At 54.7% G+C, this 17094-nt stretch carries 14 protein-coding genes; 8 read left to right on the forward strand and 6 right to left on the reverse strand.

The annotated features are described in order from the left end of the window. Nucleotides 1-5: 5 nt before the first annotated feature. From DGA31_RS06985 to speB, 3 genes are all read right to left on the reverse strand, one after another. Entirely contained in the window at nucleotides 6-1520 is a 1515-nt protein-coding gene (locus tag DGA31_RS06985; RefSeq protein ID WP_109512036.1) for a purine-cytosine permease family protein, read from the reverse strand. Between the two features lie 251 nt (nucleotides 1521-1771). After that, nucleotides 1772-2161, reverse strand: coding sequence for a nuclear transport factor 2 family protein (locus tag DGA31_RS06990; RefSeq protein ID WP_109512037.1), 390 nt, complete (start codon nucleotides 2159-2161; stop codon nucleotides 1772-1774). After that, complete coding sequence (gene speB / locus DGA31_RS06995; RefSeq protein WP_056839043.1) at nucleotides 2158-3117, reverse strand: agmatinase; 960 nt, start codon at nucleotides 3115-3117, stop codon at nucleotides 2158-2160. The genes DGA31_RS06990 and speB overlap by 4 nt, the downstream gene beginning before the upstream one ends. Before the next feature lie 355 nt (nucleotides 3118-3472). Between speB and DGA31_RS07000 the strand changes: the two genes are divergently transcribed. Then, nucleotides 3473-4363 (forward strand): LysR family transcriptional regulator, encoded by an 891-nt coding sequence (locus tag DGA31_RS07000; RefSeq protein ID WP_109512038.1) that lies wholly within the window; start codon nucleotides 3473-3475, stop codon nucleotides 4361-4363. Nucleotides 4364-4815: 452 nt separating this feature from the next. Here the strand turns inward: DGA31_RS07000 and DGA31_RS07005 are convergent, their stop codons facing one another. Together DGA31_RS07005 and DGA31_RS07010 are read right to left on the reverse strand one after the other, a co-directional pair. After that, nucleotides 4816-5052: a hypothetical protein gene (locus tag DGA31_RS07005; RefSeq protein WP_109512039.1), complete on the reverse strand. Its 237-nt coding sequence runs from the start codon at nucleotides 5050-5052 to the stop codon at nucleotides 4816-4818. Then, the gene (locus DGA31_RS07010) at nucleotides 5052-5537 is read right to left on the reverse strand and encodes a hypothetical protein (RefSeq protein WP_109512040.1); all 486 of its coding nucleotides are present in this window, start codon (nucleotides 5535-5537) and stop codon (nucleotides 5052-5054) included. The genes DGA31_RS07005 and DGA31_RS07010 overlap by 1 nt, the downstream gene beginning before the upstream one ends. A 384-nt stretch (nucleotides 5538-5921) precedes the next feature. Here DGA31_RS07010 and DGA31_RS07015 point away from each other — a divergent pair, with 384 nt between their 5' ends. Genes DGA31_RS07015 through DGA31_RS07035 form a run of 5 tightly spaced genes read left to right on the forward strand, consistent with a single transcriptional unit; the run spans nucleotide 5922 to nucleotide 13357 of the window. Then, nucleotides 5922-8747, forward strand: a complete 2826-nt coding sequence (locus DGA31_RS07015; RefSeq protein ID WP_161959157.1) for a Z1 domain-containing protein — start codon at nucleotides 5922-5924, stop codon at nucleotides 8745-8747. 3 nt (nucleotides 8748-8750) lie between these two features. Then, the gene (locus DGA31_RS29540) at nucleotides 8751-10796 is read left to right on the forward strand and encodes a hypothetical protein (RefSeq protein WP_152034999.1); all 2046 of its coding nucleotides are present in this window, start codon (nucleotides 8751-8753) and stop codon (nucleotides 10794-10796) included. Next, entirely contained in the window at nucleotides 10793-11749 is a 957-nt protein-coding gene (locus DGA31_RS07030; protein ID WP_109512044.1) for a hypothetical protein, read from the forward strand. Before DGA31_RS29540 ends, DGA31_RS07030 begins: the two co-directional genes overlap by 4 nt. Next, nucleotides 11746-12444, forward strand: coding sequence for a DUF6339 family protein (locus DGA31_RS29545; protein ID WP_152035000.1), 699 nt, complete (start codon nucleotides 11746-11748; stop codon nucleotides 12442-12444). Before DGA31_RS07030 ends, DGA31_RS29545 begins: the two co-directional genes overlap by 4 nt. Then, entirely contained in the window at nucleotides 12437-13357 is a 921-nt protein-coding gene (locus DGA31_RS07035; RefSeq protein ID WP_161959158.1) for a PD-(D/E)XK motif protein, read from the forward strand. The genes DGA31_RS29545 and DGA31_RS07035 overlap by 8 nt, the downstream gene beginning before the upstream one ends. 116 nt (nucleotides 13358-13473) lie before the next feature. Here the strand turns inward: DGA31_RS07035 and DGA31_RS07040 are convergent, their stop codons facing one another. Continuing rightward, nucleotides 13474-13950 (reverse strand): very short patch repair endonuclease, encoded by a 477-nt coding sequence (locus tag DGA31_RS07040; protein ID WP_109512046.1) that lies wholly within the window; start codon nucleotides 13948-13950, stop codon nucleotides 13474-13476. Here DGA31_RS07040 and DGA31_RS07045 point away from each other — a divergent pair. Together DGA31_RS07045 and DGA31_RS07050 are read left to right on the forward strand one after the other, a co-directional pair. Then, nucleotides 13949-15658, forward strand: coding sequence for a DNA cytosine methyltransferase (locus tag DGA31_RS07045; protein WP_241509535.1), 1710 nt, complete (start codon nucleotides 13949-13951; stop codon nucleotides 15656-15658). The genes DGA31_RS07040 and DGA31_RS07045 overlap by 2 nt on opposite strands. A 398-nt stretch (nucleotides 15659-16056) precedes the next feature. Further along, on the forward strand, nucleotides 16057-16605 hold the full coding sequence (locus DGA31_RS07050) for a BRO-N domain-containing protein (RefSeq protein ID WP_109512059.1): 549 nt from the start codon (nucleotides 16057-16059) through the stop codon (nucleotides 16603-16605). Nucleotides 16606-17094 lie beyond the last annotated feature (489 nt).

Genomic DNA, 17094 nt, shown 5'->3' on the forward strand with positions numbered 1-17094 from the left:
CGGGCTCATGAATGGGCGGTGACCACCGGGGTGGCGTTGCTCAGGGCCTTGCGACCCAGCATCGGGTGCGCGCCCTTGGGGCCGTACACCGAGGCGGGCTCCGGAAAGGTGCGCAGCAGGGTCAGGTACAGCAACGCGGCCAGGCCCAGGGTGATCGGCAGGCTGATGTCAATGCCGCCGGCCAGCTCGCCCAGTGGCCCGACGAACTGCCCCGGCAGGTTGACGAAGCACAGGCCCACCACCGCGCTGGGAATCCACGCGCCCAGGCCGCGCCAGTTCCAGCCATGATGAAACCAGTAGCGCCCGCCGCGCTGGCCACGGGTGAACACTTGCAGGTCATCGGCGTGATAGAAGCCGCGGCGGCTGATCAGGCCCAGGATCATCACCACCATCCACGGGCTGGTGCAGGTGATGATCAGCACCGCGAAGGTCGACACGCTCTGCACCAGGTTGAAGGTGAAGCGGCCGATGAAGATAAAGGCAATCGCCGCCACGCCGATCAGCAGCGTGGCGCCAGCGCGGCTGAGCAGGCGCGGGAACATGCTCGACATGTCCAGCCCCGTGCCATACAGCGCCGTGGTGCCGGTCGACAGCCCGCCGATCACCGCGATCAGGCACACCGGCAGGAAGAACCAGCCCGGCGAGATCGCCAGCAGCCCGCCGACATAGTTATTGGCCTCGATGTACTGCGGCGCCTGGGTGGCCACCAGCGTGGCGGTGCACAGGCCGAACAGGAAGGGAATCAGCGTGCCGGCCTGGGCGGCCAGCACCGCAAGCATGATGCGGCGCTTGGCGGTGTCACGCGGAATGTAGCGCGACCAGTCGCCCAGGAAGGCGCCGAACGACACCGGGTTGCTCATCGCCAGCAGGGCCGCACCAATGAACGCCGCCCAGAACCCCGGCTGCGCCAGACTGACCGTGCCGGCGTAACCGGCATCGAACGGCCCGGCAAAGGCCAGGATGCCCAGCAGAAACAGCAGGCTCGACGCCCACACCGCGATCTTGTTGACCCACAGCATGAAGCGAAAGCCGAAGATGCACACCACCAGCACCAGCACCGCGAACAGCCCATAGGCCAGCCCCAGGCTCAGGTCGGTTTCCGGCAGGCCGACCAGGCGCCGGGCGCCGCCGACCAAGGCATCACCGGAACTCCACACCGACAGCGAAAAGAACGCCACCGCCGTCAGCAGTGACAAAAAGGAGCCGATGATGCGCCCGTGCACACCGAAATGCGCCCCGGACGACACCGCGTTGTTGGTGCCGTTAAGCGCCCCGAACAAGCCCATCGGCGCGAGGATCAACGCCCCCACCGTCACGCCCAGCACAATGGCCCAGACCCCGGCCTGGAACGACAACCCGAACAACACCGGAAAACTGCCCAGCACCGCCGTGGCAAAGGTATTGGCGCCGCCGAAGATCAGGCGAAACAGGTCAATGGGGGATGCATCGCGTTGACTGTCGGGAATCTGCTCGACCCCGAAGGTCTCGATGCGGGTTTCGGTACGCGTCGAATGGCTCATGTGCTGCTCCAGCGCCTGTCACGGTTGTTGTAAGGCCAGCGCAGGCACGCTGACCCTTTATGGTCGCCCGTTGACCCCGGGCGCAGGGTTGAAACTGATTCTTGTAATCCTTACCTGACACTGCACCTGTAGGAGCGCGCTTGCCCGCGACCGAGTGCGTAGCGCTCGCAAAAATTGTGTGGCCGCTGAAATTTTACGACTGCTAACGCACTCGGTCGCGGGCAAGCGCGCTCCTACGCCCCCGCCAGCCGTCAACCCGGGCTGGCTACTGACAAATGCTCATGCCAGGCCAGCCAGCGGCCGCCCTCCTGCCGGAACACGATGGTCTCGCGCTCTTGCAAATGGTGTTCCTCCCCGGCCATGCGGATGTGCGTGGCCACGTCATGCACAAACACCGCCGCATCCCCCTGCACACTCACCCGGCCGTTGCTCGACTCACAACCCAGCACCGCAAACCCCTCGGCCTGCCATTGCTGCCACAGCGCCTCATACTCGGCCCGCGTGTTCAACGGCGTGGCCAGGGTGTGAAAGACAAAGCTGGCCTGCGCACTGAAGCACTCGAAATAGCGCGCCGTGTCGTTGCTGGCAAAGGCCGCCACCAGGTCCGCCGCCGCATGCAGCACCTCGGCTTCGCGGCTCATCGGCGTACCACGCCAGGCAACACGCAGAGCATTTCGTACAGCAGGTTGGCACCCAGCAGCGAGGTGTTGCCGGTGGTGTCATACGGCGGCGACACTTCAACAAGATCGCAACCAATCAGGTCCAGCCCCTGGCAGCCGCGAATGATCTCCAGCGCCTGGATGGTGGTCAGCCCGCCGACTTCCGGCGTGCCGGTGCCTGGCGCCCAGGCCGGGTCGATGCCGTCGATGTCGAACGACAGGTACACCGGTCCCCCGCCGACCTTCTCGCGCACCTCGGCCATCAGCGGCGTCAGCGACTTGTGCCAGCACTCCTCGGCCTGCACCACGCGAAAGCCCTGCTTGCGGCTCCAGTTGAAATCCTCGGCGGTATAGCCCTGTGCGCGCAGGCCGATCTGCACCACCCGCTCGCTGTCGAGCAGGCCCTCTTCCTGGGCACGGCGGAACGTGGTGCCGTGGGCGATTTTCTCGCCGAACATGTGATCGTTGACATCGGCATGCGCATCGATGTGCACCAGCCCGACCTTGCCGTGCTTCTTGTGAATGGCGCGCAGGATCGGCAGCGTCAGCGTGTGGTCGCCGCCCAGGGTCAGCGGCACGATGCCGTGGCCCAGGATGCGGTCATATTCCTGCTCGATGATGCGCACCGCATCGAGCAGGTTGAAGGTATTGATCGGCACATCACCGATGTCGGCCACGTTCAGCGAATCGAACGGCGCGGCACCGGTGGCCATGTTGTAGGGACGGATCATCACCGACTCGGCGCGGATCTGCCGCGGGCCAAAACGGGTGCCGGAACGCAGGGAGGTGCCGATGTCCAGCGGAATGCCGACAAACGCCGCATCCAGGCGGTCAAGCGCCTCGGCGGCCTGCACATGCGGCAAGCGCATCATGGTGGCGATGCCGCCGAAACGAGGCATCTCGTTGCCGCCCAAGGGCTGGTGGAAAGTCGTGTCCACGGAGTTGGCCTCACCGGTTGTCATTGAAGTGACGGCCATACTGGTGCCCGCCGACAAACGGAAGAATCGCTGCCAACAAATATTCAGTTCAGAGATTTCTAAACTATCCGCGGCTACACTGCGCCTGATGCCCCGTGATGCCTTAGCCAATCCAAACCCTGTGCAATAGCGGTGATCTGTAAACTCAAGGCAGCCTACAACCCCATTGACACGCTGCAATTCTCTATCCAACACAGCCTCTGTGGAAGGGGGCTCTGCCCGCGATGGCGCCACCCCATAACCACTGCCTGTAACCCCGAACTACGCGCCACCGACCACAAGCCCCAAACTCACCACGCCTCACCCCGGAGCCCCCATGTCCTCTGCCCTGCCCGACCTCAAACTGCTGCGCATCTTCGCCTGCGTAGTACGCCACCAGGGCTTTGCCGCTGCGCAACAGGAACTCAACCTCTCCACCTCCGCCATCAGCACCTACATGAGCCAGCTCGAAACCCAGCTCGGCCTGGTGCTCTGCCATCGCGGCCGGGGCGGCTTCAGCCTGACCAGCAAGGGCGAACTGTTCCACCAGGAAACCCTGCGCCTACTGGCCGAACTCGAAGGCTTCGAACGCTACAGCGCCGCCCTCAAGGGCGAACTGCGCGGCACCCTCAACCTGGGCGTGCTCGACTCCACCGTCAGCGACCCGGCCCTGCCTCTGGCCGACGTCATCGGCGCCTACAGCAAGGAACACCCCGCCGTGCACCTGCACCTTTCGGTGTTAAGCCCCGCGCAACTGCAACTGGGCGTGCAGGAAAACCGCCTGGACCTGGCCATCGGCGCCTTCTCCATCCGCATGAACGGCCTCATGTACCAGGCCCTGTACCGCGAACAGCACTGGCTGTACTGCAGCGACCGCCACGAACTGTTCGACCAGCGCCGCATCCCCGCCGAAGTCATCACCCAGCAACGCATGGTCGGCCGCGGCTACTGGAGCCAGTCCGAACTGGCCCGCCACGGCTTCAAACACAGCGCCGCGACCGTGGAATCGATGGAAGCCCAACTGATCCTGGTACTGTCAGGGGCGTATATCGGGTATCTTCCGGAGCATTACGCGCAATTCTGGGCAGATCAGAAACGGCTGAAGGTACTGCTGCCGACCACGTTCGGCTATCAGGCGCCCTTCTCACTGGCGTTGAGGCGGGGCCGGTCAAGAGAACCGCTGATTCAGAGTTTTCGGGATCGACTGAAAGGCTGGTTCGAAGGCTAGTCCCACCCCCAACCACCACCGCTCCCGGCAGGACTATCGCCGCCCGCAACAGAGCAGCCTCCCACCGTTTGGATGTTGCCCTGGATGTCGAGCCTGGCACCGACTGTGGGAGGCGGCTTGCCGGCGATGGCGATGGGACAGGCGCAGCAGGTGCATGGGCCTTTCTGGCCTCGTCGTCGGATCGCCGCCCGCAACAGAGCAGCCTCCCACCGTTTGGATGTCGCCCTGGATGTCGGGCCTGGCACCGACTGTGGGAGGCGGCTTGCCGGCGATAGCGATGGGACAGGCGCAGCAGGTGCATGGGCCTTGCTGGCCTTGTCGTCGGATCGCCGCCCGGAGCAGAGCGCCCTCCCACCTGTTCGGCATTCGACGAAATTCACCTTCCCTGATCGGCATTACACCGTAGGAGCGGCTTCAGCCGCGATCGGCTGCGCAGCAGCCGCTAACCAGCCTCAACCAACACCGCTGTACCGATCACGCTCAAAAAACAGCGTCAATCCCGTCAGCCACATCACCAGAAAAACATTGAACGGATCAAAGCCACTCGCCAAAGGCATGACTGCAAATGACCCCACCAGACCCACCACCACCAACACAATGCCCAGCCACTTCCGATACAGGCGCCGCTTGAGGCCATAGGCCAAGGCAAAATAAAGCGTCACCGCCACGCCAAAGACTAGGTTATCCATCAGGCACCGCCCTTGGGTTTGATCAGGATGGACTTGAGTGAACGCTGCGGGCCGATGCCACCACTCACCAACGCCTGCACCGAGAAAATCACATCGCCCGCGTGATAACTGCGCAGTGTGTTTTGAGCCTGGTAAGTGGTTGCACCGCCTGCAATCAGAGACGCCACCCCACTGACCGGCTTGATCGCAACCCCCGCTGCACTGCCCAACAATCTGGACACCGTGATGCGCTGATCATTGAGCGAGTCGGCTTGTTCGCGGAGCAAGGGCCTGGAGATGCGAACCTGCATTTCACAGGCACGACGGCCGGGTTGCATGTGGTCGTACAGTTCAACAATCAGGGTATGGGCTTGATGGCACCCTGAGCCGAGTTCGCAGAGGAAAAGCGTTTGCAGATGAGGACGATCTTCGGGGAAGACCGTGAATGACGTGACGGTGAAGATGATGCCGAAATGAGCTTGGGAATGGGATTTTTGCGGGTGCATGTGAGGGTGGTCCTGTTTCAGAAGAAGTCTGGGGAGACTGCATGAAGCAGGAGGGTTGGTGGATGGGGGGATGGCTGTAAGGGAGGAGGATTACAAAGGATAGGGAGGTTTCTGACAGCGAGAGGATTTTGTCACGTGGTACAGGGGCTATGTGCTGCGCAAGTAAAGAGTCAAGAAAGTTACTTCAGACATTTTTGACGGCGTCCTGAAAAGGCGAGACAGATATATTAGCCTGCTACCAACGAAGAATATGCGAGCAACAAGGAGGTCGTGATAACAGGATTTTGCAAGGTGAGCGGCGCTGTGCCACCATCCCACGCATAGTGGGAATTCAGGGGGGCGCCCCCTGCTTCGAGTTATTTTCTGAATACAGTAGGGATGCTAATGGCTGATTACAATATTGATCCTGTCTATGACAAATGCCGTGCGTTCATTGATGGTTGGCGCCTGAAAGGCAGGACGTGGGAGGATATCGCCAAGCTCGGTCGGCTGGGAGAGTCGCTTGAAAAAGTGAACGACTGGTTCCTGTCGCAGATGGAAATGGAAGACTGGCCTTCGCTGGGTAATAGCCCCAAAGAGCGCTTTGCATGCTGGAAAGAGATCGTTCAGCACAAGCAACAGGCCGAACAGCAATCTGTAGCTGCGTCAAGACCGCTGATCATTATAGGTGCGGAAGAAGCGGAGCCGGGTATGGCCGTGCCGCAAGATGCACGAAGCGCATGGCAGCTCTACAAAAAGCATCTGCTAGCCCAAGGCTGGAAGGAAACCTCGGTCGATAATATTCAAAAATCTGCAGTGCGCGTCCTGCAGTATCTTCGGCAGACCACAAAAGATCGAACAGCTATAAAAGGACTGGTAGTCGGACATGTGCAGTCCGGAAAGACGGCAAACATGGCGGGCCTGATTTCAATGGCGGCCGACTACCGATGGAACCTTTTTGTCGTACTTACCGGAACGCTCGAAAACCTGCGAGTGCAAACCAGCAAGCGTCTGGTGGGGGATCTTTTTCAGCACGATGGTAATGTGAGTTGGAAAGCGATCGAACATCCGTCGAGAAAGAGTCCTTATGGTGCTCGGGCGCAAGACATGCAGTTTGACGCTGGCAGAAGAGATCGCCACCTTGTTGTTTGTTTAAAAAATCCGGCCCGACTGAAACACCTCATCGCTTGGATTAAGGAGCATTCGCAGGGCATGTCGCAGATGCGACTTGTAGTGATTGACGACGAAGCCGATCAGGCGGGTATCAACTCGAACGATGTATCAAAAGCCGAACGTACTGTTATCAATAAACTCATTCTGCAACTGATCAGTTTGCCGCTGCAATGCGTAAACTATATCGCTTTTACCGCCACACCTGCTGCCAACTTTCTTAACGAGGGTCCCGGCGACACTCTATATCCAAGAGATTTTATAGCGGCGCTGCCGCAGGCGGACGAACATTTCGGACCCGTGCAGATTTTCGGTTATTCCGAAAATGAGAATGAGCCGCTTGGAATTATTCGAAAGGTTTCTGATAAGGATCTGGAGCAGATTAGCAGACTTCACAAGGGGGAGGATCTGGCCCTACCCACTGCGCTGGAAGAAAGCTTGATCTGGTATCTATGTTGCGTGGCGGTAATGCGTTTATCCGGCGCTGCAAAACCCGTAAGCATGCTGATTCATACTAGCGCAAGGCAGCTTCATCATGATCACATGAGCGAAGCGGTGCAGGCCGCACTCCAAACTTGGTCTAAGTATAACGATGCTCAGTTGGAAAATAATTTCAGGCATGTATGGGATAATATTTCCTCAGGTCTAGATACCGCTCAGTTTGCCGACCGCTTTCCTGAATATGGAAGGCTATCCGAGCTTAGTGAACTGCCGAAATTTGATAGTTTATTTTCAGAGCTTCGAACACTTCTCAAAATGGTGACAGCTATTCAGCTGGATGCGGACGCCAAGCGGACATACCATCGTGGCATTCACGTCTGCGTCGACAACTGCGCCAATAATGGTATAACCAACGAGAATGAAGTTCGCCGACTGTTCTATCCTGACCCAGAGCAGAAACTTGAATTCTGCACAGCATTCATCGTTATCGGCGGCGGAACGTTATCGCGAGGACTGACAATTGAAAATCTGGTCAGTACCTTTTTCCTGCGTGGCTCAGCGCAAGCAGACTCCCTTATGCAAATGGGACGATGGTTTGGTTACCGCAAAGGCTATGAACTGTTACCGCGCATATGGATGTCCGATGATACGAGAGAAAAATATGAATTCATGACTATCGCAGAAGAGGAACTTCGCGACGACCTGCAACGATTCATGCACGGAGGTGCCAAGCCTGAAGATTTCGGACCTCGTGTTCGTGTGCATGCACGGCTCGCATGGATTCGGCCGACAGGAGCTAACAGGATGCAGCGCGCAATCAAGGCAGACTTCGATTTTTCAGGCATTAATCGTCAAACAACCGTTTTCCATGACGGCGAGGATGCTGCTGCTTTACTCAATGCCAATTTGTCTTTAACAGAGCGTTTTTTGGAGAGTGCGGGTAGCAGCCTCGAAAAATCCAAACTGAAGGGAGCCAACAGCCTTATCTGGCGTAATGTCGATGTCAATCTCGTAGCTTCTTATCTGGCAGATCTATCTTTCCATCCTGGCAACCAGTTCTTCTCTGACATGAAAGCATTTTTGAAATGGCTGGGTCAGCACGCTGAAAATGCTGGCTATACAAAGTGGAACGTAGTGATAGCGGGCAGTACACCAACATCGGTAAACAGCTGGAAAATTTGTGGAAAGGCTATTGGTCGGATCAACCGAAGTCGCCTTGCTGGTAAACGTTCAGATGAGGGTGTGTCTATTGGTGCGCTAAGAGATCCAAGAGACCTTTTGGCAGACGCCCAAGGTCTTGACGAAAATGAAATTCCGAAGACAGCCATTAAAAACCCTGATGTGGCACGTTGTCGCAACACAGGCGGCGTGGGAAATACACCTCAGTTATTGATCTATCTAATCGATAAAGATAGCAAGGCACGTACTGAAAAAGTTGTGGCTCTGGAATCTTCTAAAAGAGAGGCGCTCAATGCCAAGGCACACATCATAGGCATCAACCTTCTCCTACCAGGTTCTCATGGAAAGCAAAAAAGCTATGTTACCCACGTAACGGTCAACATTCCGGACACCTTCACCTCACCGGAAGACAATCTTGAAGAAACAGTAGGCGTGATCTGACTCATGAAGTATTACAGCCTCCCACTGCAGCCCATGCAGGAATGTGGTGCATTTCTGCTTCGCGCACTACAGAACGAAGAAACGCCATTGCTGGACCTTCTGGTACGCGAGTCTATTCAAAACGCACTAGACGCAGGGCGGAACGGTAATAAGACACTACCAGTTTCGGTAGACTTCCAGATTCGCGAGCACTCGCTGGACGCCATCACCTCCACGTTCAGTGAAGGGCTGGATCTACAGATGCTGAAGAAACGCTATCCGCGCACTCCGAAACTGCTTGAAATTCGTGATTCAGGTACCGAGGGGCTAACAGGGCCGATGACGTTTGACAGCGTCGACGCTAACGGCCAGCACGGTAATTTTCTGAAGCTCGTATTTGAAATCGGACGTACTCGCACAGATGATGGCGCCGGCGGTTCCTGGGGATTGGGTAAGACCTGTTACTTTCGAATGGGCGCTGGTTTGGTCGTTTACTACAGCAGGATCAAGACAGCCGAAGGATATGAAGAACGTCTGGTGGCTTCGCTGGTAGAAGACGAAAATCGTATCGATCGAATTCAGCTAACTACGCAAACCGGTATTGCTTGGTGGGGGGCGAATGATAACTTACGTGCGATCACAACACCGGAGAAGATTCATGAGATTCTTGAGCGCTTTGATATTCGGCCGTTCGCTGACAAAACAACCGGAACGGCAATAATTATTCCATTGCTCAAGGAAAATCTGCTACCCGTATTCGACGAAGAAACCGGAGCACCGCCTTGGTGGTATAGCAGTTACGAAAGTTACGTGAATGTTGCGATCCAGCGCTGGTTCAGTGCACGCCTAGACAACCCATTTTTTGCCAGCGGTAGATATCTTAGTGCATCAGTGAATGGTAAGGAGATAACCAGTACAGATATGCTGCCCACATTCCGGGCGAGCCAGTGTCTGTATGACCGTGCGGTTGGAAAAGCGCCTGAAGAAGGAGACTATCTGATGCTCAGGGGGATCGAGAGTAAAGATATACTTTGTAGAGCGATTCAATTGCGTGGCGAATTCGTGGGTAATGGTCCAGCGGGACGACTGCTTGTAGTAGCACTAACCTCACATCAGTTGCAAATGGAGGCTCCCGATAACACACCCAGCCCGGAAACTTGCATTTTCTCTAGGGCAGATAGTGGCCCCCCTCATCGACCGATAGTGACATTCATGCGTTCGCCTGGAATGAATATCTGCTGGGATGATGGTATCGATTCGCGCCGCTGGGCTGGTGGATTTTCCGGCTTTACGGATGGCCGATATGTTATGGCACTTTTTCTGCCAGATTCGGAGCAGGAACTTTTACCATCCGAAGCCAGAGGATTGCGTTCAACCATACAGAATCTGGAAGGTTATTTGCGGAGTTGCGAGCGCGCGGATCATGCCGAATGGGTAGACATAAATGGAGGACGAATCGTCGAAAAAATTCGTACTCAGTGTGGTCGAATACTGAAGGATTTCGGCGTCCCGCCTCAGCCCAGCGCAACTATCAAGCCCTCGATAAGAATGTCGCGTAAACTGGCTGAGCTTGTACTGCCCAATAGAGGGTTCGGCAGAGATGGGCGGTTTGGTAAAGCAACATCACGCACTACTATCGAAAGAGCCTCCAAAAACAATACGGCTTCCTCACCCGAACTAGAGGTAATGGAAGTCAGGTATATAGCATCTGCAATCGTTATGACATGGAGCTTGAGATGGGGAATACAGCATCCAAATACACCGAGGGCAATCACCATTTCAGTAGATTCCGAAGCCGGACCTATCACCTCAGATGCATGGTTTAACAGTGGTCTTGGTGGGTTCCCGTTTAGGCTGGAGTCATTCCGCATCGACAGTGTTACTCCTTCTATAGAAAGCATAGAAATTGACGATGAAACTGGAGTCCGCCTTACCCTTGGTACTAAGTTGGCTCAACAGGGGTTGATACTGAAAGGGGAACTTCATATCAGGATGATGGATAACGGTGGCAAGTTGTTGCGGCCGGTGATCGGCGTCCGGATTCTGAATAAAAATGGAGAGGAGGAATGAGCACTCGGCTACCGTTATACCGAATGCTGAATGCGCCACTCGACTGCGGGAGCGAGTCGGAAGTCAAATATACCTTTCGATCACACGAGGGCCTTGACCCAGGCGCGACAGAGGTAAGTGCCGGCCAGTACGCCTTGGGCAAGGACAGTGATTGGAATCCGGCTGAACATTTCCTATTGATTCAATGTTTAGTCGAAAGCACTCTGCTTTTGGAAGCTATCTTCGGTGCCGAAGGTGTGGCGAATAAAGATGCTGAAATATTACTGGCGCTTGAGTGGACATCTGCAGACTCTTGCTGGCGAACGCTTGGACCCATCCATAGCCTGCGGCAAGAAGAAGGTGGAACTGTGGTGCTCGACATTGAACTGGAGCCAGGGACTGTCAGAGGTAGCGGTTTCTTGTCGGTTCAAGCGTTTCTAGGCCAATACAGGGCAGTTTTAGTTCCCGGATTTGCTCATCAGGCTGGCGCACGACTAGGTCCTTTGGCATCCCCTATCGAAATCGTTATTGATGGTGATGGCTCTCTCTTCCCTGTCTTGGAAGAGCCTTTGGGAGCAGAAGGGCCATTATGGGAATTGAAAGCCTGCTGGAGCGATCCGCGGGATGAACCATTTTCCAGCGATTACGTTGCCCTTGTACTGAACAACACACACCCGCACTTTGAGCAGCTACGCGACCGTCGGGCACTGAATATCGAGCAGTCTCCGCTAATGCGCCAAGTTTTCGCAGCGTGGCTTACTTTAGTCATTTTTCAAGTCAAAGAAGACATGGGCGCACAGTTCGATATGCATCTGGGCACGCCCGACATTGATGAAGATATCGCAAGCATTGCGGATGCGGTGTGTTCATTCATTCGACTGGGCGATCTGAATACCGCCTCACTTCCAGAGCTGTTTGTATCGACCCAGTGTTGGCTTGATCGCCGGGTCAGGGAAATGGAGAGCAAGGTATGACTTTTCCAACACTGAACCTTAAGCTTTCGCAGCGCCACTTTGACGAGCTGCTCAAGAATGATACGTTTTGTCCAGACGTATCCAATCCAAAAATGAAAGAAGTACGTCGCCAACTACTTGCTATTGTGCCTTTATATGACCGAAATGCACATGGCAATGCTTCAGGCCCCGGCACCTTTGATATGAAAGTTGGCCTTGCCCTGTACCAAGTATTAGCAGAGGCAGGACTGGATATTCGCACCGCCGCAGATGACGGCTGGTGGCGTTTCCTATCCCTGCGCCTACTACCTGACTTGGTTAAAAGCCGATGGGACAGCACACCTCCGGTGCGATTCTGGAAGGGGAGAAGCCGCATCTGGTTGCGAGCAGTATGGTGGACCGTTCACCTGACATGGCAGGGCTCCGAGGAGAGTACCCGAGAGGTACTAGAAGACGTGACCACAGATACAGTTGTGCAACTGGTCGAGCGTCCTGGCAAGGGTGGTTTCAGAGTTGATCTGACAAGACAGATTTTCAGAATGCGACGGCTGCGCAAACCCTCCCAAGACCAGTTCAGAGCAATCATGAAGCTCAATACGGCTCAGATAGTACTCAAGGAACCTATGCTTTGCGAAGGCGGTATGTTTGGATATGTCGATGCGTTGTTTGCAGACGCGGGATGCGCGCTCATCGGCATGGAGAGCAATCGTGACTGATGTACTGAAAGAAATTCAGGAAGGCTTTGCCAACCTTGACCAAAGCGGTCGAATGCTGCTCCTCAAAAGTATGCCTGCAACGTGCCCGGCCTGGGTCTTTCGTGAAGACGATAAATTTGGTGTTGCTGTTGAATGCTCTGTTCCTTTGGAAATTTCAGAAGGATTCGCTGGTGCTAGGCTGCGGACAGTAGAAAGAATTGTCGCCGGTCAGCATAGGCGCTTTTTAAGGCTGGAGTCATCGATTGAATGGCTCCGAAACGAGTTTGGACTGATCTGTGAGCATATGGTCAGCGTCGAATCTGGCGTTACTGTACGCCAGGCATTACTGGCTGACCCGCTGGGTTGGTGGCAGAGATGGCGACATCTATTGGGCAATGCGTTGATCGACAAACATGGTTATGACGTGCTCGCTGAACTACTAGTCCTAGAAACGCTTGCCATCAAAGGAAACTTTTTTGAATGGAGCGGCCCATTCGGCGGCGTGGTTGACATCAAGACTCCAATGAGCGACTACGAAGTCAAATCAACCATAAGCCGTTATGATTCTGTGATTAACATCTCTGGGCAGTTTCAGTTAGCCTCTTCATCCGGCAAGCCATTACAGCTTATCCATTTCAGATTCGAACCAGTCGATGATGGCCTGTCGATTGATCTGGTTTGTGATCGCCTCATTGCGCTTGGTGTCAATGCACGCATGTTGGAAAATGCGTTGGAACGCTTGGACTTGGAGGCTGGATGCTCCACTCGCAAAGAAGCATATAACCTACTTGAGGCTCGGTCCTACGTCGTTGATGAAAGCTTCCCACGAATAACACCTGCAAGCTTTATAGGTGGCGCACTGCCGGCAGGCGTTGTTCAGTTTGAATACAGACTTGATCTTTCAGGGCTGAAGTCTTATTCGCTAAAAATTTAATACCAGATGTCATCAATCACGCACAACATCAATTAACTCAGTCTGACAATATGCATAAACACCTCAAGACCTGGATTTAAGGTAGGTAGCGGAGCCTTGGAAAACGGACCAGTTGCTCAGCGCATTGGTCGCTCCGTAAGGGAGGGGTCAGGAGGAAAGGCGGGCCAAGAGATAAATTTTTGATTACAATCCCGCACAGCTTCCAGAATGCAATTCATTCCTGCTTCAGGTCCGCGGATTCCGCACTCCCAAAGCTCGAATACACGCCATCCCTGCCGCAGCAGCTCATCCCTGTTCCTGGCATCACGCTTCACGTTCTGGTCAAATTTCAGCCTCCAGAACTCCTCACGGGTTTTGGGGGTGCTTGCGTACCTACAGCCCGGATGCCTATGCCAAAAGCAACCATGAACGAAAATGCACAGCCGGTAGCGTGGCAGCACCAGATCAGGTTTTCCGGGAAGGTCCTTCCTGTGAAGCCGGAATCTGAAACCGTGGCGATGCAGCAGACTCCGGACCTTTAGCTCCGGAGACGTGTTGCTTCCACGAATGCCCGCCATCATGCGAGACCTGACTTCCTTACTGACTATGTCCATGAATCAAGACCAGATGACATTCATCCTCCCAGAGGACGAGCCTCTAGACCCTGTTGGTGAGCTCAGCGAGCCGATTCAGATAGTGGATCTTTTCGCAGGCCCTGGTGGGCTTGGCGAAGGATTCACCTCATTGGGCGAGGGAAACCGGTTCGAAATAGTCGTATCTGCAGAAAAAGACCCCAAAGCGTGGCAAACGCTTCGACTGCGTGCCTTCTATCGATTGCTCAAGAAACACAAATCAAGTCACCTTCATGAGTACTACGATTTTTGCAACGATCCATCAGCACCAGATGTGTTTCTCCCCTCTGAAGAGACAGCAGAATTGTGGGAAAGATCAGCGGATGAGGCCAGATGCATCACGTTGGGTAGTGTCGAAGGTAACCGTGAGCTGGATGATGCATTGAATGCAGGACTGCGCAAGGATCGTCCTTGGGTTCTGATTGGAGGACCGCCTTGCCAAGCGTATTCGCTTGCGGGTCGTTCGAGGAACCAGGCTAATGCCAACTACAAAGCAGAAGAAGACCATCGTCATTTTCTGTACAAGGAATACCTGCGCATCATCAGAGAGCGGCAGCCTTCCGTATTTGTGATGGAAAACGTGAAAGGTATTCTTTCATCAAAAGTTAATGATGAACGAATCTTCTCCAACATTCTCAAAGACCTGTCCGATCCTCATCAAGCATTGCATGAAAGCGGCTCCGGCAAACGCTACCATATTTATTCACTGGTTACTGGCGCCCATTTTTCACCAAATGACAATGTGGACAAGATAGATCCACGGGCTTTTGTAATAAAAGCAGAAGAATATGGCATACCTCAAGCACGACATCGAGTTATCCTTTTAGGAATTTCTGAAGACTGCCTCCCTGAAAGCACTGCTCAAATCAAGCTTTCTCGGAATGAGCCCTCCGTCTCAGTGGCTCAGATCATTGGCGATCTACCAAGACTTCGCAGCAAACTGACAAAAACTGTAGACAGCACAGACAACTGGACAAGTGTCATTCAAGAACAAGCCAGTTATCTGCAAAGCAAAACAGCAATAACCGATACTATTAGCACTAGCATGTGGAAATCATTCACGCACATTACTCACATGCTAACTGCTCCAGACAGCCATGGTGGGAAGAGAGTAAAAAGAAATATTGAACGTAGCGATGGCGACATTGGCATCCCACAGTTAAATCAGTGGTTTCACGATCCAGAGCTAGGTTATTGGCTCAATCATGAAGTCCGTGGACATATGCAAAGTGACCTGCGAAGATATCTTTTTGCTTCTGTCTATGCTGAACATACTGGCGCATCACCTAAAGGCCACAAGGACTTTAATCTGGAAGGCTTAGCGCCAGATCATAAAAACTGGAAAAGTGGTGTTTTCAGTGATCGCTTCCGAGTACAACTGAAAGACAAGCCAGCCACTACTATTACCAGCCACATTTCAAAAGATGGGCATTACTTCATCCACTATGATCCAACTCAGTGCCGTAGTTTATCCGTTCGTGAGGCAGCCCGTATTCAGACATTCCCGGATAATTATTTCTTTCAAGGGAATCGGACTGAGCAGTTCCACCAAGTAGGTAACGCAGTACCTCCACTTCTAGCCTCTAAAATCGCGAAAGTGGTATTCCGCTTACTTTTTGACAAGATCAAATCGTACGATGAACTCAATCCGAAGCCGAATAAATCCAAGCTTCCAGAACCTTGTATCTGACAAGGCTCACTCCCAAAAAATAATCGACTCAAAACGCCTCTCCCAAGTGCAGGATGCTCATACAAAATGACATCCTGCATTGATTATTCACCAAGACCTCGACAACTTTCAGAATCTTCCTACACATCTAAACCTTGCCCTTCCCAACAAGGCACCCTACCCTTTCCCTGCGCCTAAGAAACGCAAACCACACAGCGGCCTGACCGCTTCCGAAAAAATGCGGTTTTTTTGTACCTGCGGCCTTTGGCTGCGCGTCTGAAAAACGTGTGATGTCGGGAGTGGGCCAATACAAGACCCGAAAGGGGAATACGTCCGGCCCTCTGTGTGGGGTTTCTTAGCTCCCGGCGCCTTAGCCCTAAGAAAGCTGAATCACACTGAGGAATACCAAAATGCCAAACATGGACGATACGCAGCAATTCCGGTCTGAAGCTCTGGGCCCTTCACAGCCAGAGCCCATCTCTCCGTTCATCTTCATCCGCCACCACCGTCAACTCCGCGCCCTTCTCCTGGAAAACCAGGCCTGGTTCTGCGCCCGTGACCTGAGCAAACTCATCTCTTGGCCCCTGAACGAACGCACCACCTTCAAGCTCGACCCGGACCAGCGTCGTACGCTGTGGCTGGAAAGCCATGGCGAGTGTGAGTCAGAGCTGATGGTCAGCGAGTCGGGGGTGTATGCCTTGCTGGTGCATCACTATCACCCCGAGCAGCGTGGCTTGCGGCGCTGGATTACCAATGAGGTGGTGGCAGCCTTGCGTGATGCACCGCCGTCGAGCGATGAGCAACTGGCTCCGGTGTTGAGTGTGTTGCAGTGGCCGGGGCTGTCGATGAGTGTGCTGCATTGGCAGAACGAGCCGTGGGTGCGGTTGCGGGACATGCCGCAGGTGCTGGCGGTGCCGGAGGCTGGCAAGGCTGGTGGGTCGTGGTGGCGGGGGTGTATTGGGCGGTAGATCGTGGGAAGCGGCTTGCCGGCAATGACTGCTTTACAGCCGCTGCCTATTTACTGTCCCTGATGGCCTCATCGTCGGATCGCCGCCCGGGGCAGAGCCCCCTCCCACAGGTTCGATGAGCATCCCGGATTTTGTGTCTGGCATCAGACCGTGGGAGGCGGCTTGCCGGCGATGGCTGCTTTACAGGCGCTGCCTATGTACCGTTGCTGCTGGCTTCATCGTCGGGTCGCCACCCAGCACAGCGTCCTCCCTTCCACTGAGCAAGGCATTGATGACCCTTTCACCAGACTCGGTGTCAGGCTGAAAATACTCATCAACTTGAACATCAATGGCCATCGGCAACAGCCATTTCGGACACGTCCTACATATCGCCGGGAAGCTCGAAAATAGACTGGTCCTCCATTTATCAAGGAGGACCGTCATGGCGAACTGCGGCTATATGACCATCAAGGGCGAGAAACAGGGCCTGATTTCGGCGGGGTGTTCGAC

Origin of the sequence: Pseudomonas ovata, from assembly GCF_003131185.1 — a bacterium.
Classification (GTDB): Bacteria; Pseudomonadota; Gammaproteobacteria; order Pseudomonadales; family Pseudomonadaceae; genus Aquipseudomonas; species Aquipseudomonas ovata.